6 protein-coding genes are annotated in these 23,867 nt (G+C 75.3%); 5 read left to right on the top strand and 1 reads right to left on the bottom strand.

The genetic code is table 11. From position 1 onward, the window contains the following. Positions 1-79: 79 nt before the first annotated feature. Positions 80-1,369 carry a helix-turn-helix domain-containing protein gene (locus tag AB6L24_RS05165; protein WP_405652583.1) on the bottom strand — a complete coding sequence of 430 codons (1,290 nt, stop codon included), beginning with the start codon at positions 1,367-1,369 and terminating at the stop codon, positions 80-82. A gap of 330 nt (positions 1,370-1,699) precedes the next feature. On the opposite strand from AB6L24_RS05165, the gene AB6L24_RS05160 reads away from it, so the two are divergent. The 5 genes from AB6L24_RS05160 (at position 1,700) to AB6L24_RS05140 (ending at position 23,820) form a co-directional block, all read left to right on the top strand. Then, positions 1,700-11,098, top strand: a complete 9,399-nt coding sequence (locus tag AB6L24_RS05160; protein WP_405652581.1) for an amino acid adenylation domain-containing protein — start codon at positions 1,700-1,702, stop codon at positions 11,096-11,098. A gap of 257 nt (positions 11,099-11,355) precedes the next feature. Next, entirely contained in the window at positions 11,356-12,453 is a 1,098-nt protein-coding gene (locus AB6L24_RS05155; protein WP_405652579.1) for a TauD/TfdA family dioxygenase, read from the top strand. Further along, positions 12,450-15,662, top strand: a complete 3,213-nt coding sequence (locus AB6L24_RS05150; protein WP_405652577.1) for an amino acid adenylation domain-containing protein — start codon at positions 12,450-12,452, stop codon at positions 15,660-15,662. Before AB6L24_RS05155 ends, AB6L24_RS05150 begins: the two co-directional genes overlap by 4 nt. Then, positions 15,659-22,183 (top strand): amino acid adenylation domain-containing protein, encoded by a 6,525-nt coding sequence (locus AB6L24_RS05145; protein WP_405652575.1) that lies wholly within the window; start codon positions 15,659-15,661, stop codon positions 22,181-22,183. Before AB6L24_RS05150 ends, AB6L24_RS05145 begins: the two co-directional genes overlap by 4 nt. Continuing rightward, positions 22,180-23,820, top strand: a complete 1,641-nt coding sequence (locus AB6L24_RS05140) for a cyclic peptide export ABC transporter (RefSeq protein WP_405652573.1) — start codon at positions 22,180-22,182, stop codon at positions 23,818-23,820. The genes AB6L24_RS05145 and AB6L24_RS05140 overlap by 4 nt, the downstream gene beginning before the upstream one ends. Positions 23,821-23,867 lie beyond the last annotated feature (47 nt).

Here is a 23,867-nt window from a genome sequence, read left to right as displayed (position 1 = left end):
CGAGGTCCGGCGGCGCGCCCGTGGGCGCTGAACTCCGGCTGACCGGATACGGACGACAACCCCCTGGCACTCCGGTCCGTCAGTCGGCGGCCGCGGCCGGCCCATCCCCGGGGCCGGCCGCGAGCATTTCGCTCAACTGCCGCCAGGCCTCCGACGACTTGCGATAGGCGCCCGCCCGGTCGAGCGTCTCGGCCGCGAGCCGGTAGCTGTCCCGGGCCGCCGCCGTGTTCCCGGCCAGGGCGTGCGCGCGGGCCGCGAGCAGCTGGCACTGCCCGAGCCCGGCCAGCGGCAGCTCGGCGCCGCCGTCGCACACCTTCGTGGTGAGTTCCAGGACCCGCTCCGGCTCGCCCTGGCGCAGCGCCAGGTGTGCCTCGGCCAGCATCAGCTCGGCCATGTCGTCGTCGCGGCCGACGAGCTCCAGGGCCTGCCGGGCGCGCGCGAGCAGCCGTGCCGCGTGCCCGGCGGCGTCCTGCGAGAGGTCGTACTCCAACCGGAGCGCCGCGGACGCCCGGCACAGCCGTGCCCAGGCCCCCAGGTTCACCTCGGGGCGCAGACAGGCGAAGGCCCGTTCGTGCAGGTGGACGCCGTCCTCGGGGCGGCCGCACAGGAAGCGGGCGCTGCCCGCGGCCCAGTAGACCTGGCCGCGCAGCTGCCTCGACGGAATGTCCTCGGCCGTCTCCTGGAGGGTGTCGGCGAGACCGGCGGCGTTCTCCAGCTCACCGCTGTCGGTGTAGGAGTTGATCAGCGCCAGCATCGCGCCGACCCGCTCGTGGGCGGTGGGCGTCAGGGCGACCGTGACCGACACGGCGTGCTCGGCGGTGCGGACGGCCTCGCCGAGGCGGCCCTGGCGGCGCAGGTTCTCCGAGAGCGCGGTGGCGACGCGCGCGGCGAGCCGGGGTGTCTCCTGGGACAGGGCGGTGTCGGCGAGGTCGGCGAGGACGCGGTGCTCGGCGGTGGTGTCGCCCAGCTCGCGCAGGACGTCGGCGAGCTCCCAGGTGGCCTCCCAGAGCACGTCCTCCTCGGCGTGCCCGGTGGCGGCGGCGCCGATGCCGCGCAGCAGCTCGGCGGCGACGGTGAGCTCGCCGTCCTTGCGCAGGGCGCGGGCCTCGAGCAGCTTGCCGGCGATGTCGAGCCGACGGCTGCGGTGCTCGCCCTCGTCCTGGGACGCGGGGTTGGTGAGGGCGTCCAGCGGGACGTCGAGACGGCGGGCGAAGAAGGCGGCGATGAGTTCGTTCGGCGAACGCCGGCCGCTCTCCACCCGCGAGACATAGCTGGCCGACACCTCGTCGCCCGCCAGTTCGGTCTGGGACAGGCCACGCTGCACGCGCAGCATCCGCAGTCTGCGTCCGAACGCGGGCTGTTCGATCATCTTCGTCCTCAGGGATCGCCCCGGCTTGCCGGGAGGCGACAAGCGGATGCCCCCGGGCACACCGCGTGGCACCGCTCTTGGTCAAGGGCCGCAAGGAACGTGCGGCCCTGTCACCGGCTATTACGGCGGCAGAGTAGGGCGAAGGGGGTATGGCTGTCGAACCGGTGCGCAGCCTCGTCGCGAACTTGGCGACTTCTTAACACCATTGCAGGTCAACGCCCTACCGCACGGTGCGTGCAATTTTTGGCTTGAAGTGTGACAGGGCCGTGTCTACTGTTGTGCCTCGTGTGACAGGCCCTGTCACACGTATGACGGGCTCTGTCATTTTTTGTGACAGCTCACGGGGAGGGCGTCGCAGTGGATGTCGTGCACGGGGGAAATCACGGCCGGGCCGAAAGGCGACCAGAGGCGGAATTGGATATTCCACTTTCGGTCGGGCAGGCATCCCTTTTCTTCCTTCAAGAACTCGCGCCCGAGTCGCCCTCGTACCACGTGGCCGGAACCGTGAAGGTCACCGAGCGCCTCGACACCGAGCTGCTGCGTCGCGCCTGGGACGCCGTCTGCGCCCGCCACCCGGTGCTCACCAGCACCGTCGCCCCCGGCGCCGAGGGCTACGTACAGCGCCACCGCACCGCCGAGGCCCCCTTCGCCGTCCGTGACACGCCGGGCGTCGACGCCGACGAGCTGCGGATCCTCGCCGCCCGCGACTACGAGCGCCCCTTCGCCCTGGGCCACCAGGCGCCCGCCCGCCTCTTCGTCTACCAGGACACCGCGGCCACCACCGTGCACCTCGTCCTGCACCACGTCGTCGGCGACATGAGCTCCCTGTTCCTCACCCTGGAGGACCTGCTCACCGCCTACCGGTCCGAGGCCGAGGGCACCCCCGGCCTGCCCGCCGGCCCCGACACCTCCTACGCGCGTCACGTCGCCGCCGAACACGCCTTCCTGGCCGGGCCGCGCGCCGAGGCGCTGAGCGACTACTGGGTGCGGCAGCTCGACGGCTGCCGCTTCGCCCTGGACCTGCCCGGCATGACCGCGCCCCGCCCGGTCGCCGACCCCGACGCCCCCGCCCACGTCCCGTTCCGCATCGGCGCGACGACCGTCGACCGGATCCGGGAGCTGGCCGGATCCAGCCGCAGCACCACCGCCACCGTGCTGCTGGCCGCCTTCAACGTGCTGCTCCACAAGCTCACCGGCGCGGACGACCTCGTCGTCGGCTTCCCCGTGGAGGGCCGCAAGACCTCCGTCAAGCGGACCGTCGGCCACTTCACCAACTCCCTTCTCCTGCGCACCCGGATCCGGCCGGAAGCCGCCTTCACCGACGTGCTCGACGCCACTCGCACCGCGCACGTCGGCGCCGTCCGGAACCGGGCCCTGCCCACCCCGACCGTCCTCGGCCGCCTGAACCCCGGCTCGGCCCTGTCCGGCCAGTCGCTGTACCAGGTGAGCTTCCAGTTCGAGTCCGACCGGCTCTCGTACGGCACCCGGTCGATCACCGGCGGTCTCGGCACCGTCCACATCTCCGGCTACGACACCGAGCCGGTCCCGGTCCGCCAGCAGGTGGCGCAGTTCCCGCTGCGGGTGCAGGCGGGCGAGGTCGACGGCGAGGTGCTCGGCGTCCTGCACTTCGACCCGGCGCGGCTCGACGCGGACACCGTCGCCGGCTACGCCCGGCTCTTCGAGACCCTCGTCACCGAGGCCGTCACCGACCCGGCCGCCACCGTCGCCGACCTCGGCACGGCCGGTGGCGCGGGCCCGCGCCACACGGGCGCCGGGGTCCCCGCGGCGGGCGACGGACAGCCCGTGCACCGGGCGATCCTGGCGCACGCCCGGACCGCGCCGGACGACGTCGCCCTGATCGACGGGGAACGGTCGTGGACGTACGCGGAGCTGGAGCGCGCCTCGGCGGTCGTCGGCGCCCGGCTGCGGGACGCGGGCGTCGGCCCGGAGTCCGTGGTCGGGCTGTGCCTGCCGCGCGGCGCGGGGACCGCCGTGGCGATGCTGGGCGTGCTGCGGGCCGGGGGCGCGTGGCTGGCCCTCGACCCCTCGTACCCGGCGGAGCGGCTGCGGCTGATGGCGGGCGAGGCGGGCTGCGCTGCCGTCGTGCGCGGCGCCGCCCAGCGGGAGTTGGCGGACGACGTCGTGCCCGCGGGCACCCCCGTCCTGGAGCTCGACGGCCTCGACCTGACGGCGGACGCCGACCGGGCGGGCCTGGACGCGGCGCACCCCGACGACCTGGCGTACCTGGTGTTCACCTCGGGCTCCACCGGCCGCCCCAAGGGCGTCGCCGTCACCCACGGAACCCTGTCCCGCTCCACCGCCGCGCGCGCCGCCTTCTACGGGCCGGACGCGCCCCGCTTCCTGCTCCTCTCGTCCTTCTCCTTCGACAGCGCCTACGCGGGCATCTTCTGGACGCTCACCCTCGGCGGCGCGCTCGCCGTGCCCGACGCCGACCAGGTCAAGGACGCCGACGCACTCGCCGGTCTGGTCGAGCGGCACGCCCTCACGCACACCCTGACCGTCCCCTCCTTCTACCGCGCCCTGCTCAACCGGCCCGGCGGGCCCGGCCGTTCGCTGCGCACCGTCGTCGTGGCGGGCGAGGCCTGCCCCGCCGACCTGGTCGCCGAGCACCGCGCCGCGCTCCCCGACTGCGCCCTCGTCAACGAGTACGGCCCGAGCGAGGCCACCGTCTGGGCCACCGGCCACTTCTGTGCCGACGGCGACCCCGCCACCGTCCCCATCGGCACCCCGATCGCCGGAACCACCGTGTACGTCCTCGACGACGCCATGCGCCCGGTGATCCCGGGCGGCGTGGGGGAGTTGTACGTCGGCGGGGCGGGGGTGGCGCGCGGCTACGCGGGCCGGGGCGACCTGACCGCCGAGCGGTTCGTGCCCGACCCGTTCTCGACGGTGCCCGGTGCGCGGCTGTACCGCACGGGTGACCTCGTGCGGTTCGACGGCGCCGGTGCCCTGGAGTTCCACGGGCGGGTCGACGAGCAGGTCAAGGTCCGCGGTTTCCGCGTGGAGCTGGGCGAGATCGAGGCCGTGCTCCGGTCCGCCGACGCGGTCACCGACGCCGTGGTGGCCGCCGTGACCCCGCCGGGCGGCGGTGAACTGCGCCTGGCCGCCTATGTCGTGGCCGCCGACGACACCCCGGTGGACACCGGCGCCCTGCGCGCCTGGGTCGGGGAGCGCCTGCCCGCGCACATGGTCCCCGCCGCCGTCGTGACCCTGGACGCGCTGCCCCTGTCCGTCAACGGCAAGGTGGACCGGCGTGCCCTGCCCGCGCCCCGCTGGGAGACGTCCGCCAAGGACTTCGTCGCGCCCCGCTCCGACGCGGAGCGCCGCCTCGCCGAGGTGTGGTGCCAGGTCCTCGGCCTCGAACGCGTCGGCGTGCACGACGACTTCCTCGCCCTCGGCGGCGACTCCATCCAGTCCATCCAGGTGGTGGCCAAGGCCCGCAGGGCCGGACTGCGCATCACCCCGCGTCAGCTCTTCGAGCACCCCACCGTCGCCGGGCTCGCCGCGCAGGCCGAACTCCTGCCCGCCGCCGACGAGTCGGCCCCGAGCCAGGGCGAACCGGCCCCGGGCGGCATCGACACCACCGGTCTGCCCGCTGGCCTTCTCGCCTCCTGGGAACGCGACCTCGGCCCGCTGCACGCCGTGTGGCCCCTGTCCGCCCTCCAGCAGGGCATGCTCTACCACGCCCTCGCCGAGCCCGGATCGGACGCCTACACGGAGCAGTTGGTGTGCGTCCTGCGCGGCGACATCGACCCGCGCGCCTTCCTCGACGCCTGGCGCGGCGCCATCGCCCGGCACTCCGCCCTGCGCGCCCGCTGCTCCTGGCAGGAGACCGACCGGCCCCTGCTCGTGGTGCCCCGAGACATCGACGTACCCGCCCGGTTCGAGGACTGGACGGCCGCCGACGACAGCGCCGCGCCGACCGCGCAGGAGCGCCTGGACGACTTCCTGGCGCGCGACCGCGGCGAGGGCTTCGAGCTGAGCGGCGGCCCGCTGGTGCGCCTCGCGCTGCTTCGCACCGGCGCGGACGAGTGGACCTTCGTGTGGACCAACCACCACATCCTCATCGACGGCTGGTCCCTGCCCGTCGTCGCGGGCGACGCCTTCACGCTCTACCCCGCCCTGCGGGACGGCACCGACATCGAACTGGTGCCCGCCCCCGACTACGGCACCTTCGTGCGCTGGAACGAGCACCGCGACCGCTCCGACGACGAGGCGTTCTGGCGCAAGCAGCTCACCGGCTTCACCACGCCCGCGCTGCTCGCCCCCGGTCGCGCCCAGGCCGAGAACCACCGCACCGGCACCCACGAGCCCGCGCTGCGGCTGCCCGACGAGCGCGCCCGGGCCCTGCGCGAGACCGCCCGCGACCGCGGCGTCACACTCGCCGCCCTGGTCCACGCCGCCTGGTCGCTGGTCGTCGCCCGCCGCACCGGCGCCCGCGACCTGGCCGTCGGCAGCGTGCTCTCCGGCCGCCCCGCCGAGATCGACGGCATCGAACGCACCGTCGGCCTGTTCATCAACACCCTGCCCCTGCGCGTGCGGATCGCCGACGATCTGCGCGCCGACCAGTGGCTCGGCGCCGTCCACCAGGGCCTGCAGGAACTCACCGACCACCAGCACGCCCCGCTCGCCGACGTCACGTCCTGGGCCGGGGCCCCCGCGGGCGCCCCGCTCTTCGACTCCATCGTCGTCGTCGAGAACTATCCCTTCGAGGGCTTCGGCACCGAGGGCTTCACGCTGGAGAGCGGCCGCCTCCTGGAGCGCACCACCTACCCGGTCAGCGTCCAGGTGATGCCCGGCGAGCACCTGGAGCTGCGCCTGAGCGTCGACGCCGCCGCGTACGACGCCGACACCGCGCGCCGCCTCCTCGACGACCTCGACCGCGCCCTGGACGCCCTCACCGGCGACCCCGCGGTCACCCTCGGCGAGCTGGGCGCCGGCGACACCGAGGCGCTCCTCGCCTGGTCCGGCGCCGGAGTCCCGGCGGCGGACAGCGCGGGCCTGGTGCCCGATGCGGTCGTGGCGCACGCCCGGACCCGGCCCGGCGACGTGGCCCTGGTCGACGGCGAACGGTCGTGGACGTACGGGGAGTTGGAGCGCGCGTCGGCCGTGGTCGCCGCCCGGCTGCGCGCGGCGGGCGTCGGTCCGGACGCCGTGGTGGGCCTCTGCCTGCCGCGCGGGACCCTGATGGCGGTGGCGATGCTCGCCGTCGCGCGGGCCGGGGGCGCGTGGCTGGCCCTCGACCCGTCGTACCCCGCCGAGCGGCTGCGCATGATGGCGGGCGAGGCGGGCTGTGCGGCCGTCGTGCGCGGCGCCGCCCAGCGGGACGTCATCGACGGCCTCCTGCCCTCCGCCACCCCGGTCCTGGAGATCGACGCCCTCGACCTGACGGCCGACGCCGACCGGACGGGTCTGGACGCTGCGGACGCCGACGACCTCGCGTACCTCGTCTTCACCTCCGGATCCACCGGACGCCCCAAGGGCGTCGCCGTCACCCACGGCCAACTGGCCGTCCACCTCGCCCAGATCAGCGGCGCCTTCGGGCTCGGCCCCGCCGACCGGGTCATGGTCTTCGGCTCCTTCTCGTTCGACGTCAGCACCGAGCAGCTGCTCGCACCGCTGACGTGCGGCGGCGCGGCCGTGCTCCGTCCCGACGGACTGCTCGCCACCGACGAACTCCTCGCCTTCCTGGCCGAGCACCGGGTCACCGTCTTCAACCCGCCGACCGGCCTGTGGCGGCAGCTGGCCACCGCGCTCGCCGACGGCGCCGCGGTGCCCGCCGCCCTCGCCGTCCGCCTCACCGTCGTCGGCGGCGACGCCATGCCCGCCGCCGAGACCGGCATCTGGCGGCGCACGGTGGGCGGCCGCGTCATCAACGCCTACGGCCCCACCGAGACCGTCATCACCGCCACCGTGCACGAGGTCGGCGCCGACGGCGCGACCGGCACCGTCCCGCTGGGACGGCCCCTGCCGGGCCGCACCGTGTACGTCCTCGACGAGACGCTGCGCCCGGTGGTCCCGGGCGGCGTGGGGGAGCTGTACGTCGGCGGGGCGGGGGTCGCACGCGGCTACGCGGGCCGGGGCGGTCTCACCGCCGAGCGGTTCGTGCCGGACCCCTTCACGTCCGAGCCGGGGGCGCGGCTCTACCGCACGGGTGACCTCGTGCGGTTCGACAGCGCCGGTGCCCTGGAGTTCCACGGGCGCGTCGACGAGCAGGTCAAGGTCCGCGGTTTCCGCGTCGAGCTGGGCGAGATCGAGGCCGTGGTGCGGGACGCCGCCGGAGTGGCGGACGCCGCGGTGGCCGCCGTGGCGCCCACGGGTGGCGGCGAGCCGCGCCTGGTCGCGTACGTCGTCGCCCGCGCCGGAGCCGCCTGCGAACCGCGGGTGATCCGGGCCGGGGCCGGGGAGCGGCTGCCCGCGCACATGGTCCCCGCCGCCGTCGTGGTCCTCGACGCGCTGCCCCTGTCGGCCAACGGCAAGGTGGACCGGCGCGCCCTGCCCGCCCCCACGTGGGAGACCGACGACCAGGGGTACGTCGCGCCCCGCACCGAGGTGGAGCGGCGCCTCGCCGAGGTGTGGTGCCAGGTGCTCGGCCTGGACCGGGTCGGCGTGCACGACGGCTATCTGGCCCTCGGCGGGGACTCCATCCTGTCGATCCAGGTCGTCGCGCGGGCCCGCCGCGCCGGGATCCAGCTGACCCCGCGCCAGATGTTCCAGTACCCGACGATCGCCGACCTCGCCCCGCACGTCACCACCGGCGCGAGCACCGGCGCCCGCGCGCAGGGCGACAGCACGGACGAACTCAGCCCGATCCAGCGCTGGTTCCACGAACTCGACCTCGACACCCCGGCCCACTGGAACATGGGCCTGCTCCTCGGCCTGCGCACCCGCGTCAGCCCCGACGAACTCGGCGCGGCGCTCAACGCCGTGGCCGAGGCCCATGAGGCGCTGCGGACCCGGTTCGTGGACGGTGACGCCGAGGGCGATACGGACGGCGAAGGCATCGGTGCCGAGGACGGCCGGGTCGACGGGCGCGGGGTGCGGGCCGTGGTCGATCCGAAGGTCGACGTACCGGTGGAGTACAGCGAGCTCTCGGCGGACTCCGGGGGCACGACGGGCTCCGCCGACGACTGGCTGCGGATGGTCGCCGACGAGCTGAACACCCGGATCGACCCCGCCCGTGGCCCGCTCCTGCGGGCGCATCTGGCCGACCTCGGGCCCGACGTGCCGCAGCGGCTGCTGCTGAGTGCCCACCACCTGGTCATGGACGCGGTCTCCTGGCGCATCGTCCTGGAGGACCTGGAGTTCGCGCTCGACGCCGTCCGCGCCGGCGAGCCCCCCGTCCTCCAGGCCGAGGGCACCACGCACCGGCAGTGGACCGCCGAACTGCGGCGCCGGGCCCTCGACCCGCAGGTCCTCGACCGGGTCCGCGCCGACCTCGACGAACTCGCGGCCATCGCGGGGCCGAGGACGGCCGCGCCCGCCCCCGGGACCGAGGGCGACGCCCGCCGCGCCCGGCGCGCCCTGACCGCGGAGGAGACCGAACAGCTCCAGCAGACGCTGGTGCGGCGGCTCGCCGGCACCCTGGAAGAGGGGCTGATCACCGCGACCGCCCGCGCCCTGGCCCGGATCGACGCGCTGCCCTCGGTGGTCGTGGAGCTGGAGAGCCACGGCCGCGAGGACCTGCACCCCGACCTCGACCTGTCGCGCACGGTCGGCTGGTTCACCACCCTCGCGCCGTTCCCGGTGGCCACCGCGGACGACGACCCCCTCGGCACCCTCTGGGACGTCCGCGCCCGCCTTCGGGACCTGGTGCACCGGGGCATCGACCACGGCGTGGTCCGGCACCTGGCGCACGACGAGGACCTGGCACGCCGGTTCGCCGAACTGCCCGCCCCGCACGTCAACTTCAACTACCTGGGCCGGGTCAGCTCCAGCGCCGACCCGCGGGCCGCGCTCGAACTCCTCGCGCCCGGCTTCGGCCAGGTCCGCGACCCGCACGGGACCCGTCCCGCGGCGATCGTCGTGGAGAGCCTGGTCACCGACGGCCGCCTCGCCGTCGAGGTGGAGCACACCGGACAGGAGGCGGCGGACGCGCTCGCGGACGCCGTCCTCGACGAACTCCGCGCGCTCGCCGCCGAGTCGGACGCGCCGGTGCTCGCCGCGGGACTGCGGCACGGCACCGCGCCCGTCGCCGCCGTCCGCGACTGGGCCGTGCGCCGGGGCGGTCTCACCGCCGTCTGGCCGCTCACCCCGACCCAGGAGGGCATGGTCTTCCGCAGCCTCGCCGAGGGCGGCGCGGCGGGCAGCGGTGGCAGTGGCGTCTATGTGGAGCAGCTCGTCTGCGTCATGGAGGGCGACCTCGACCAGGAGGCGTTCGCGCGGGCGTGGCAGGCGGCCGTCGACCGACATGCCGTGCTGCGCGGGGTGCCGGTGTGGCAGGACGTCCCGCGGCCGCTGCTCGTGGTGCCCGCGACGTGCGAACTGCCCGTCACCTTCCTGGACCTCACGCCGGACGGCAGTGCGGCGCGAGCGGCCGGGGACGCGCGGGCGGGCGGGGACGGCCGAGCGGGCGACGGCTCCGGGGACCCGGCGGGTCCCCCGGGCGGGACCGCCGACGCGCGCCTCGACGCCTATGTACGACTGGACCGGCACACCGGCTTCGACCTGCGTGAAGGGCCGCTCGCGCGGCTCGCCGTGGCCCGGCTCGCGGCCGACCGGTGGGCGTTCGTGTGGACCAACCACCATGTCCTCTTCGACGGTTGGTCGCTGCCGATCCTGCTCGGGGAGGTCCTGGAGCACTATGCCGCGCACGGCAGGGGCGAGACCCCGCGGTTCGCCCCCGCGCCGGACTTCGGCGCGTTCGCCCGGTGGGTCGCACGCCAGGACCCGGACGCCTCCCGGGAGTTCTGGACCCGGAGCCTCGCCGGGTGCGCCCCGGTGCCGCTCGCCCCGGCGGCGGACAGGGCCGCGGTCCACCGCGACCACGAGGTGGCGCTGCCCGCGCCGGACACCGGACGCCTGCGGGACACCGCGGGCCGCCTCGGCGTCACCCTCGGCGGCATGGTGCACGCGGCGTGGGCCCTCACCCTCGCCGCCGAGACCGGCTCGGACGACGTGGTGTTCGGCAGCGTGGGGTCCGGGCGGCCCGCCGACCTCGCGGACGTGGACCGTACGGTCGGCATGTTCATCAACACCGTGCCGCTGCGCACCCGGCTGCCCGCCGCACTGCCGGTCGGCACCTGGGCCAGGGACGTACAGCAGGCCCTGCACCAGGCACAGGAGCACATCCACACCCCGCTCGCCCGGATCGCCGTGTGGAACGGACGGACCAGCTCCGCCGGACTCTTCGACACCTCGGTGATCGTCGCCAACTTCCCCTTCGCCGACCTCGGGGCGGGACTTCCCGGCCTGTCGGTGACCCGGTCCGAGGCGCTCGAACAGACCGAACTTCCCGTCACCGTCTCCGCCGCCCCCGAAGGGGACCGGCTCGCCATCGCACTCAACCACGACACCGTCCGCGTCCCCACCGAGCGGGCCGCCGCCCTCGCCGACCAGCTGTGTCGCGCCCTGACGGCGCTCGCCGACGACGCCGCGACCGTCGGCGAGGTCCGCGCCGCGCTCACCGAGCGGGCCCGCGGCGAACGCGCCGCCGGCCGCGCCCGGCGGGCCGCACGCCTCGCGCCCACCGTCCGCGCCCGCGCCTGAGCCGGGCCTCGGCCGTGCCCGGCACCACCGCACGGCACCGCACACCACGCACAGCGCAGCACGCACCGCACCACCCAGCACCGCGCAGCCCGGCTCGACGCGGCACGGCAGTGCACCGCACCGCGTAGCACGCACCGAGCAGCGCACCGAGCACCGAACCACCCCGGAGGGCCGCCCCCACGCGGCCGGTCCGAACCCGCCCGCCCGGACACGCCCATGTCCCCGCGGGCCACCACCGACAAGCAAACGGAGCACCCATGTCCCTTCGTACGTCCCGCATGCCCCAGGAGCCGGTCAGGCGACGGTCCCTGACGGACGCGTCAGTCGTCGCCTTCGGCCCTCTGGAGCCCGCGGCACTGCCCGTGCTCGCCACCCCGCAGCGGCCCGGTGTCCCGCTGACCGTGTGGGTGCGGGCCAACGCGGAGCTGGTGCGGACACGGCTGCACGAGCACGGCGCGGTGCTCTTCCGGGGCTTCGACGAGGGCGCCGACGCGCTGCGCCCCGTCGTGGAGGCCGTCGCCGGTGACGGCGCGCTCGCCTACCAGGACGGCGCCACACCGCGCAGCGACCTCGGCGACGGCATCTACTCCTCCACCGAGTACCCCGCCGACCAGACCATCGAGATGCACAACGAGGCCTGCTACAGCTGGAGTTGGCCGCGCGTCCTCGGCTTCTCCTGCGCGCTGCCCTCGGAGACCGGCGGCCAGACCCCGCTCGCCGACTCCCGCAAGGTGCTCGGCCGGCTGCCCGCCGACCTGGTGGCCCGCGTCGAGGAGCACGGCGTGCGGTACGTGCGCAACTACACGCCGGGCGTCGGCATCCCCTGGCAGGAGGCACTCGGCTGCGACGAGAGCGGCCTCGACGCCTACGCCGAGCAGACCAGGGTGCGCGTCGAGCGCGTCGCCGACAACCACCTGCGCACCGAGGCCCAGCGGCCCGCCGTCGCCCGGCACCCGGTCACCGGCGAGTGGGTCTGGTTCAACCAGGCCACCAGCTTCCACCTGAGCACGCTCGGCGACGAACTCGCCGCCGAACTGCTCAGCCAGGTCGGCCCCGAGCGGGTGCCCAAGACCAGCCGGGTGGGCGACGGCAGCGAGTTCGACCGCGCGGACCTCGACGCGATCAGGGGCGCGTTCGACGCCGAGTCCACGGCTTTCGACTGGCAGCTCGGCGACGTCCTCGTCGTCGACAACCTGCTGGCCTCGCACGGCCGGGCGCCCTTCACCGGCAAGCGGCAGATCCGCGTCGCCATGGCGGGCGCGGCGACCTGGCACGACCTGGAGACCCGGCCCGCGCCGAGCGGCGCGGGGGCGCAGGACGGCACCACCACGCAGACTCAGGGGGACAGACGGTGACTACGACTTCCACAGCGGCCGCGACGGCCGCGCCCGCGGCGGAGATCTTCCGCGCGGGGCCGCAGCAGCACGACGCCACCGGCGACGACACGGTGACGACCCTCGTCCTCCAGGCCCCCGAAGCCGTGGCGGGGGAGCGGCTCGCCGCCGCCGTCGCGGCCCTCACACGGCGGCACGAGGTGCTGCGCACCGCGCTGGTGGCGTCCGCGGCGGGCGGCCCGCCCACGCAGCACGTGTTCTCCGACGCGCTCCCCGAGCCCACCGAAGCCGGTGCCGACAGCGCCGGCCGTGCCGACCGTGGCGTCTACGGACCGCCCTGGTCCGCCCTGGCGGGCCCCGGCGGCCGGGTCCAGCTCGCCGCCTCCGCCCACGTCCTCGACCCCGAGGGCCTGCTGCTCCTCGCGGCCGAACTGGAGCGCGAACTGGCCGGGGCGACCGGCGAGGGCGCGGGCCGGGACGAGGGCGACTCCCTCCAGTACGCCGACATCGCCGAGTGGCTGCACGACATGCTCGCCGAGCCCGAGGCGGCTGCCGCCCGCGCCAACCAGGAGGCCACGCACGGCGGCGCCGACGCGACGGACGAGACGGGCGACGCGGTGGCACGGGTGCGCTCGCTGGCCCCCGCGTCCGGTGTGACGGCTGCCTCGGCCGCGGCGGACGCGGCGGCGCCGGGGGCGGGCGTCCGGCCCGCGGCCGACTCCGTCCGCTCGCTCACCCTCCCCGCCGCCAGCTACCCCACGGGCGAGGCCGAGGCGCTGCTCCTCGCGGCCTGGCTCGTGGTCCTGCACCGCTTCGGGGGCGCCGGAACGCTCACCGTGCGGGTGCGCACCGGCCTGCGCGAGGTACCCCAACTCCAGTCCTCTCTCGGCCCGTTGAGCGCCTGGCCGGGGCTGCGGTACGAGTTCGGGTCCGGGCGTACCCTCGCGGACGTGGTGTCCGCGGTGCGGGCGGCGCGGGCCGAGCAGCGCGAGAGCGTCGAGCTGATCAGTGACCTGTCCGCCGTGAGCGGGCCGCTCGCCTTCTCGTACGCGGAGGTGCCGGAGTACGTCGGCGGCTGGTCCGTCGAGTCGCTCGCGGCCCGGGGCGCCGGACCCGCGTTCCGCCTCGCCGCCGTGCGCCACGGCGACCGCGTCGAGGTGCGCCTGGACGGCTCCGCCGCGGCCGGGCTCGGCGGCCCGGTGGCCGACCGGATCCTGGACGCCCTGGCCGCCGTCGTGGAGCAGGGCGCGCGGGAGCCGGGAACGCGGATCGGCCGGACGCCCCTCGGCGCCGCCGCGGCACCGCTCGCGGCACCCGTGTCGGCCACGGCAGCCGACTGGCAGGAGGCCACCCTTCCCGACCTGATCGTCCGCGCCGCCGCGCGCACCCCGGACGCGCCCGCCGTGCGCTGCGGCGACCGTGAGCTGACCTACCGTCAACTCCTTTCCTCCGCGGACCGGTTGTCCGCCCGCCTGGAAGTGGGCCCCGAGTCCGCCGTCGCCGTGCTCGTGCCGGACCCCGTGGCCCGCCTCGTGACCCAGCTCGCCGTGCTGCGCGCCGGAGCCGCGTACCTGGTCGTCGACACGGACGACCCGGCCGACCGGATCGCCGCGCTCCTCGGCGACGCGTCCGCCCGGACGTGCGTCGCCACCGCGGACACCGCGGCCCTGCTGGGCCACGGCGACGGGAAGGCCGAGGGCCGAGACGTCGTCCTCCTCACCGCCGACGACATCGGCGGCGGCCAGGAAGCCGACGCTGCGGCGGCCAAGGACGGCCCCGCGGCGCCCGACAACCTCGCCTACCTCCTGTTCACCTCCGGCTCCACCGGGCGGCCCAAGCCCGTCGCCGTCACCCACCGCAACGTCGTCAACTACCTCGGCTGGCTCGCCGACGCGGGCCTCATCGGCCCGGACACCGTGCTGCCCGCGACCGCCGCACCGGTCTTCGACGCCTCCGTCAAGCAGCTGTGGGGGCCGCTGGTGCTCGGCGGCACGGTCGTCCTTCCCCCGGCCGGACAGCGGCCCGCCGAGACACTGGCCGCCGCCGTCTCGGGCGCGGACGTCACCACCGTCACCACGGTCAACACCGTGCCCCGCCTGTGGGACGAGACCCTGCGCGCCCTGGAGTCCGCCGACGGCACGGCCGCGCCGCGCGAGCGGGCCCTGGACGTGCTCCTCGGCGGCGAGGCCCTGACCGCCGACCTGGTGGAGCGCACGTACCGCCTGCTGCCGAACGCGCGGCTGTGGAACCTGTACGGGCCCTCCGAGACCACCGCCAACGCCACCGCCGGGATCGTCGGCGCCGACGGCCGCGTCAGCCTCGGCGGCCCCGTCGGCGGCACCACGCTGCACGTCCTCGACGAGGCGCTCACGCCGGTCGCACCCGGCGTGATCGGAGAGCTGTACGTCGGCGGCGCCGGGGTCACCCGCGGCTACGCGGGCCGGGGCGGGCGCACCGCCGAGCGCTATCTGCCGGACCCGTTCGCCACCGAGGCGGGCGCCCGCCTCTACCGCACCGGCGACCTCGTGCGCATCGGCGCCGACGGCCTGCCGGAGTTCTGCGGGCGCGCCGACGGGCAGCTGAAGGTGCGCGGCTACCGCGTCGAACCCGGCGAGGTCGAGGCCGTCCTGCTGCGCCACCCCGGCGTCCGCGCCGCGGTCGTCGACGCGCGCGAGAGCCGCCTGGTCGCCTGGCTCGTGCCCGGCCCCGACGGCGCGCCGACCGTGGCGGAGCTGCGCGAGCACTGTGCCGCGGTGCTGCCCGCGTACCTGGTCCCGGGGCTCTTCGTCGCCCTGGACCGGGTGCCGCTGACGCCCCAGGGCAAGACCGACCGGCGCGCGCTGCCCGACCCGGCGGACGGACACCTGGAGCAGGGCGGCGAGTTCACCGCGCCGCGCACGCCCGTGGAGATGGTCGTCGCGGAGATCTGGCGCACCGTCCTCGGCGTCGAGCGGGTCGGCGCGCACGACAGCTTCTTCGCCCTCGGCGGCGACTCCATCCGCGCCATGCACACCGTCGCCCAGGTCCGCGAACTGATGGGCACCGAACTGCCCCTGCAGGACCTGCTCACCGCGCCCACCGTCGCGGACCAGGCGAACCTGCTCCTCGCCCACGACCAGGACGGCGCCGTCCGCGAGTTCGCGGAGGCGTTCGCCGCCCTGGATCCGGCAGACGATCCGGAGCCCCCCACCGAGGGCACCGCCCACGACGTCCCCAAGGAACAGTCATGACCGCACCCGAACGCGTTGCCGGCTTCGATCGTCTCGAGCAGGCCCGGCGCGCCCTCGCGGCCCGCCGTCCGGGGCGCGAGACCACGACCTCCCGCGTGCCCCGGCGGGCCGACCGCTCCCAGGTCGTCCTCTCGGAGAGCCAGCTCCAGCTGTGGACGGCGCACGCCCTCGACCCCACCGGCACCGCCTACACCGTCCCCGCCGCCCTCGACATCGAGGGCCCGCTCGACGCCGACGCGCTGACCGGGGCCTTCGACTGGATGCTCGCCCGGCACGAAGGGCTGCGCCTGGTCACCGACGACGTCCGCGGCAAGGCGCACGCCCGGCTGCTGCCCGCGCTGCCCCCGCTGCGCCGCACCGACCTGACCCGCCTCGCCGCCACGGACGCCGCGGCCGCCGAGCGGCGCAGGGACGAGCTGACCGACGCCGAACTGCGCGCCCCCTTCGCCCTGGACGCCGGCGGACCCCTCGCCCGCGGCCTGCTCATCGCCCTCGCGCCCGAGCGGCACCGGCTCGTCGTCGCCTTCCACCACCTGGTCGTCGACGGCCTGTCGGTGAGCGTCCTCATCCAGGAACTCACCGCCGCCTACGAGGCGTTCCGCACCGGCACCACACCGCCGGCCGCGCCCGAGGGCCCCTCGTACACCGACTACGCCTGGTGGGAGGGCAACAGCGCCGACGCGCCCTCGCGGGAGGCCTCCCTCGCCCACTGGCGGACCGAGCTGGACGGCGCCCCGCGGGGCCTGAGCCTGCCCTTCGACCATCCCCGCCCCGACACGCGCGGCCATCAGGGCCACCATCTGGTGCGCCCCACCGGGCCCGCGCTGCGCGACCGCGTGGAGAAGTTCGCCGCGGGCTGCGGCGTGTCCGTCTTCGCGGTCCTCTACGGCGCGTGGCGGGCGGCCCTGCACCGCGCCGCCCTCACCGACGACCTGGTGATCGGGGTGCCGGTCGCCAACCGCGTCCGGCCCGAACTGCGCGCCACCGTCGGCCCGTTCATCAACACCCTGACGCTGCGCAGCCGCCTGCGCGACGGCGCGACGCTGCGCGACCTCGCCCAGGAGTCGGCCGCCACCGTCGCCGCGTCGCTCGACCACCAGCACGTGCTGACCTCGTCGGTGGTGTCGGCGGTCGGCGGCAGCACCGGGGCCCCGCTGTTCGGCGCGATGTTCGCCTACCTCGGCGAGGACCGCTCCGCGCTGCGCCTCGGCGAGGCCGTCATGACCCCCGTCCCGGTGGAGACAGCCGCCTCCAAGACCGACGTCACGCTCAGCGTCTCGCACCGCGGCGACGACCTGGAGCTGATGCTGGAGTACGACACGGAGCTGCTGCGCGAACACACCGCGGGCGCGCTGCTCGACGCGTACGTCCAGCTGCTCACCGCGGGCCTCGACGCCCCGGACCGCGAGGTGCGGCTGCTGCCGCTCGCCACGCCGTCCGACCCCGAGGGCCCGATGGCCGAGTCCCGGGTCACGCACGGCCTCGACCACGCCTTCCTGCGCTCGGCCGCCCGCCACCCCGCCCGCGTCGCCCTGCACTGGGAGGGCGAGGACATCACGTACGCGGAACTCGCCGACCACGTCGAGACCCTGGCCCGCCACCTGGTGGACCTGGGGGTCTCGCCCGGCGACCGGGTCCCGCTGTACCTGGAGCGCGGGCCCGCGCAGATCGTGGCGATCCTCGCGGTCCTGCGCGCGGGCGCCGCGTACGTACCCCTCGACCTGCGCAACCCCGCGGACCGCGTCCGGCACGTCCTCAGCGACAGCGGCGGCCGTCTCCTGGTGTGCGGCGCCGAGGGCGCGGGCACGCTCGGCACCGACCTGCCGCAGGTGTGCGTCGACGGGCACGGCCGCCCCCTCGCCGGGCCCGACAGCGCCGCCGAGAGCCGTACCGCGCTGCCCGCGCGGCACCCCGGCGACGTGGCCTACGTCATCTACACCTCGGGATCCACCGGCCGCCCCAAGGGCGTGGAGGTCGCCGACGCCCAGGTCCTGCGCCTGTACACCTCGACCGCGCGGCGCTTCGACTTCGGGCCGCACGACGTGTGGACGTTCTTCCACTCCTACGCCTTCGACGTGTCCGTCTGGGAGCTGTGGGGCGCGCTGCTGCACGGCGGGAAGCTGGCCCTGGTGCCGGACGAGACCGCCCAGTCGCCCGCGGACCTGCTCGCCCTCGTCGAGCGGCTCGGCGTCACCGTGTTCAGCCAGACCCCGTCGGCCTTCAAGGGCGTGGTCGCGGCCGACGCCGCCGAGGGCTCCACTCGTGAACTCGCCCTGCGCCACGTCGTGTTCGGCGGCGAGCGGCTCGACCCGAACACGCTGCGGCCGTGGATCGAGGCGCGCGGCGACCGGGCCCCGGTCCTGGTGAACATGTACGGCATCACCGAGACCACCGTGCACTCCACCTTCCGCGTCATCACCGCCGACGACCTGGGCGACCGCACCGGCAGCCCCATCGGCGTCCCCATCGACGACCTGACCCTGTACGTCCTCGACGCGGCCCTCAACCCGCTGCCCGCCGGGCTCGTCGGCGAACTCCACGTCGGCGGCGCGGGCGTCACCCTCGGCTACGCGGGCCGCGGCGGCCTGACCGCAGAGCGGTTCGTGCCCGACCCGTTCTCCGACGTGCCCGGGGCCCGCCTGTACCGCAGCGGGGACCTGGCCCGGGTCACCGAGGACGGCGAGTTCGAGTACTGGGGGCGCGCCGACGCCCAGGTGAAGATCCGCGGCTTCCGGATCGAGCTGGGCGAGGTCGAGGTCGCCCTCGCCACCCACCCCGGCGTCGCCGCCGCGGTCGCCGACGTGCGCGGCGAGCAGCTCGTCGTGTGGCTGGTGCCCGCCGCCGGTGAGCTGCCCGACGTGCCCGAACTCCGGGAGCACGCCTCCGGGTTGCTGCCGTCCTACATGGTGCCCGCGGTCTACACCGCCCTGGACGAGGTGCCGCTGACCGTCAACGGCAAGGCCGACCGGCGGGCCCTGCCCGACCCGGCCGAGGCGCGCCTCGACGCCGGGACCGAGTACACCGCTCCGCGCACCGGCCTGGAGGAGACCGTCGCCGGGGTGTGGGCCGAGGTCCTCGGTGTCGAGCGGATCGGCGTGCACGACAACTTCTTCGCCCTCGGCGGGGACTCCATCCGCGCCGTGGAGATCACCGGCACGCTGCGCGCCCTCGGCCACGAGACCCGTGTGCACGCCGTGTTCAAGCACCAGACCGTCGCCGAGTTCGCCACCCACCTCGCGGGCAGCCGCGAGGAGACCCTGGCGCGCGCCGAGCCGTTCGAGATGATCAGCGCCGACGACCGGGCCGCGCTGCCCGCCGACGCCGAGGACGCCTACCCGCTCAGCGCCACCCAGGCGGGCATGCTCTACCACCTGCACCTGCACCCCGAGGCGGGCATCTACCACAACACCGTCAGCGTGCGGATGCGCGGCCGCCTGGAAGCGGAGCCGCTGCGCCGCGCCCTCGCCGACACCATGGACCGCCACCCCGTCCTGCGCACCAGCATCTCCCTGGACGGCTACTCCGAGCCGCTGCAGATCGTGCACCGGGACGTGCCGCCGCTCCTGACGGTGCGGGACCTGTCCGGGCTCGACGCCGCCGCGCAGGCCGCCGAGATCGACGACTTCGTCGCCGGCGAGCGCGAGGACCACCTCGACCTGGAGCGCGCCCCGCTGCAGCGGCTCGCCGTGCACCTGCTCGGCGACGACGAGTTCCAGCTGACGGTCAGCGAGAACCACGTCATCCTCGACGGCTGGAGCTGGACGTCCACCGTCACGGAGATCTTCAGCCGGCAGGCGGCGCTGCTCGACGACGCCCCCGACTACGGCACCCGCTGGCCCGAACTGCCTCTGCGGTACGCCGACTTCATCAAGACGGAGCGGGCCGCGTTGGAAGGGGCGGACGTCGCGGAGACGTGGCGGCAGCGGATGGCCGACGCCGAACCGCGCTCCGTCGCCGACCTGCGCCCCTCCGGACTGCCGCAGGTGCGCCGGGTCCAGGTCGACATCGACCCCGACACCTCCCGGCGCCTGGCACGGCTCGCCCAGGAGGAGGGCCTGCCCTTCAAGAGCCTCGCCGTGGGCGTGCACTTCAAGGTCCTCGCCGAGGCCCTGGCCGTGACCGACCCCGTCACCGGCATGGTGATGCACGGCCGGCCCGACCTGCCCGGCGCCAAGGACCTGCGCGGCCTGTTCATCAACATGCTGCCGACCTCGCTGTCCGTGCCCGGCGGCAGCTGGCGCGAGCTGGCCCGGCGCGCCTTCGACGAGGAGCGCGGCCTCCTCGAACACCGGCACACCCCGCTGATCAACGTGCAGCAGGCGCTCGGCAACGACCCGCTGTTCGACGTGGGCGTGAACTTCGTGCGCTTCCACGCGCTCGGCGAGATCCTCGACACCGGCGTCGTGGAACTCATCGACCACCACCCGGCGTCCGCCGAGGACACCAACTACGCGGTGATGACCACCTATTCGGTGCACCCGCCCGCCAACGAGCTCGGCCTGATCCTCGCCTACGACAGCGACCGCGTCTCCGACGAGTGGGCCGCCGACCTCGCCACGATGTACGCCCAGGCCCTGCGCCGCTTCGCCACCGACCCCGACGCTCCGCACGACGCGGCGAGCCTGCTGCCCCACGACGCGGCGGCCGCCGCCCGGCGCGCCGACGGCGGCCCGCTCGACGTGCCCGCGGGCACCCTGCACGAGACCGTCGAGGCCGTCGCCGCGGCCCGCCCCGGCGCGGTCGCGGTCACCGGACCCGGCGGCGCCCTGACCTACCGCCAGCTCACCGAGCGGGCCCGCGCCGCCGCCGACGGCCTCACCGCCGCCGGGGTGCGCGGCGGCGACCTGGTGGCGGTGGTCGCGAGGCGCGGCGTCGACCTGGTCACCGGGCTGCTCGCCGCCATGACGGCGGGCGCGGCCTACGTCCCCGTCGACCCCGAGCTGCCCCTGGAGCGCATCACCCACCTGATCCGCGACTCGGGCTGCCGCACGGCGCTGACCGCGCACCTCACCGACGACGACGCGGACGTGCTCGCGCTGCTCGCCGACGAGGGCATCACGGTCCGCACCGTCGCCGAGGCCGCCGCGTCCACCGACGCCGCGGTCCCGCAGCGCGCCGACGCCGCCGACCTCGCCTACCTCATCTACACCTCCGGCTCCACCGGCACCCCCAAGGGCGTCGGCGTCAGCCACCACAACCTGCTCGCCTACCTGGAGGCCTCCGGGACCGTCGTGGCGCCCACCGCCGACGACGTGGTCGCGGTCCGCTCCACCTTCACCTTCGACCTGTCGGTGTGGGAGCTGTTCGCGGGCCTGGTGGCCGGGTCCCGGATCCACCTCGTGCCCGGCGACGTCGCCGCGGACGCGCAGCAGCTGCACGGCCATCTGCGGGGCGAGGGCGTCACCATGCTCGCCACCACCCCGACGATCGCGCAGGAGCTGGCCGCCGTGGACGGCAGCGGCGACACCGGCGGCGTGCCGCTCGGCCTGCGGGCGCTGCTGCTCGCGGGCGAGGAGGTCGTCCCCGCCCGGTTCGCCGACTGGTTCGAGGGGCCCTCCGCACAGGGCTGCCGGGTCTTCAACTGGTACGGCCCGACCGAGGCCACCGTCCTGATGACCGTCGCCGAACTCACCGCCGAGGTCACCCGCAGACAGCGGGCCCCCATCGGCGCACCGGTGCCGGGCTCCACGATCTGGGTCCTCGACGAGGACATGCAGCCGGTGCCGCCCGGCGCCGCGGGCGAGCTGTACATCGGCGGCGTCCAGGTGGCCCAGGGCTACTGGCGGCGCCCCGGCCTCACCGCCGGACGCTTCATCCCCGACCCGTTCGCCGCCGAACCCGGCGCCCGGCTCTACCGGACCGGCGACCGGGCCCGGCACCGGGCCGACGGCCAGCTGGAGTTCCTCGGCCGCTTCGACAACCAGATCAAGCTCCGCGGCCACCGCATCGAGCTGGGCGAGGTCGAGTCCGTCCTCGTCGACCACCCGGGCGTCACCGACTGCGTCGTGGTGGTGCACGGCGCCGCCGGGGCCACACCGCGCCTGGTCGCGTACGTGGTGCCGGAGAGCGGCGACCTGGACCGCGGCGAGCTGCGCACCCGGGCGGCGGGACGCCTGCCGCGCTACGCGCTGCCCGCGGCGATCCGCCTCGTCGAGGAGATCCCGCAGACACCCAGCGGCAAACTGGACCGGCGCCGACTGCCCGCGCCCACCGCCGACGACTTCCTCGGCACGTCGGGCAGCGCCGAGCCGCCCCGCGACGAGGTCGAGCGCGAACTCCTCGCGATCTGGCAGGACCTGCTCGGCCTGGAAGGTCTCGGCATCCGCGACCACTTCTACGAGGCGGGCGGCCACTCGCTGCTCGCCACCCGGCTGCTCCTGCGGGTGCGGCGCGAGTTCGGGGTGCGCCTTCGGGTGCAGCAGGCCATGGCGGACTTCACCGTGGCGGGCGTCGCGGAACTGGTCAAGGCGGCGCGGGAGAGCACCGACGGTGCCTCGGCGCGGAGAGCGGGACGTCGATGAACTTCATCTCCCTCCTCGCCACCCGGTCCCGGACGACCGTGATCGCCGCGGTGGTCGCGGGCCTGCTCTCGGGCGGCGCCACCGTGGCGCTGATCGCGGTGCTCCAGCGGGTCCTGGAACGGCTCGACGACCCGGGCACCGGACTGCTCGCCGCCTTCGTGGCGGCGGCGCTCACCGTGATGCTCGCCGGGGCCGTCTCCTCCATCCTGCTGATCCGCCTCGCCCAGCGCTCCATCCAGGAACTGCGGATGGAGCTGTGCCGCCGGATCCTGGACAGCGGCATGCGCCGCATCGAGCGCATCGGCCCGGCCCGGCTCCAGTCCGCCCTCACCGACGACGTACAGATCATCACCAGCGCGGTCAGCAGCGTGCCGCTGCTCTCCATGAACGGCTCCATCGTCATCGGCGCCTTCGTCTACATCGGAGTGCTCTCCTGGAAGATGCTGCTCGGCATGGTCGGCGTGCTCGCCGTCGGCCTGCTGCTCTACCAGCTCCCGGTGCGCCGGGCCGGGGTCCATCTGCGCCGCGCCCGTGAGCACCAGGACGCCATGCACGGCCACCTGGAGAGCGTCACGCGCGGCGCGAAGGAGCTGAAGCTCGACCGCGGCCGCCGCGACGAGGTCCTCGACGGCGGCGTCGGCGCCACCGGCAAGCTCCTGGTGCGGGACACCACCCGGGGCGTGGGCCTCTACACCATCGCGGGCTCCTGGGGGCAGCTGCTCTTCCTCGCCTGCATCGGCATCATGCTGTTCGCGGGACCCCACTTCGACATCCCCGCCGACGACCTGACCGGCTTCACCCTCGCCGTCATCTACATCAACACCCCGCTGGTCACGGTCCTCAACCTGATCCCGGCGCTCGGCCGGGCCGGGACGGCCCTGCGCTCCCTCGACGCGCTCGACCTGGGCGACGAGAGCGGACTCGGCACCCCCGAGCGTGCCGACGCCGAGCAGAGCGCGGGCGCCGAGCTGCGGCTGTCCGGCGCGGTCTTCCACTACGACACCGCCGGGGACGAGAAGGGCTTCCAAGTCGGCCCGATCGACGTCGAGTTCGCGCCCGGCACCCTCACCTGTCTGATCGGCGGCAACGGCAGCGGCAAGACCACGCTGGCCAAGATGCTGTGCGGGCTCTATCCGCCGAGCGCGGGCGAGGTCGTCCTCGACGGCACGCCCGTCGTCGGGGACCGGGTCGAGGAGCTACGGGGGAGCGTCGCCGGGGTCTTCGCCGACGTCCACCTCTTCCGCACCCTGCCGGCCCACCCCGCGGGCGACGACGAGGCCAACCGGCTGCTCGCCCAGCTCGGCATGGACAGCAAGGTGACCGTGCGCGACGGCGAGTTCTCCACCATCTCCCTGTCCACCGGGCAGCGCAAACGCCTCGCCCTGGTGGCGGCGCTGCTCTCGGACCGGCCGGTGCTGCTGTTCGACGAGTGGGCCGCCGACCAGGACCCCGAGTTCCGGGAGTTCTTCTACACCGAGGTCCTGCCCGCGCTCCGCAAGCGCGGCAAGACCGTCATCGCCATCACCCACGACGACCGCTACTTCACCATCGCCGACCAGATCCTCAAGCTCGACCGCGGCACCATCGCCGAGCTCACGGAACCGGCCCGTCCCGCGGCGGAACCCGCCGCGCTCTGACCGCTTCCCCCACCCCCCACCGCACCGGGTGCCGCACGCCCAGCGCA

This window comes from Streptomyces sp. RK9, from assembly GCF_045070545.1.
Taxonomy (GTDB): Bacteria; Actinomycetota; Actinomycetes; order Streptomycetales; family Streptomycetaceae; genus Streptomyces; species Streptomyces alboflavus.
The sequence above is the reverse complement of the archived record's forward strand: the minus strand, read 5'-3'. Positions and strand labels throughout refer to the sequence as shown.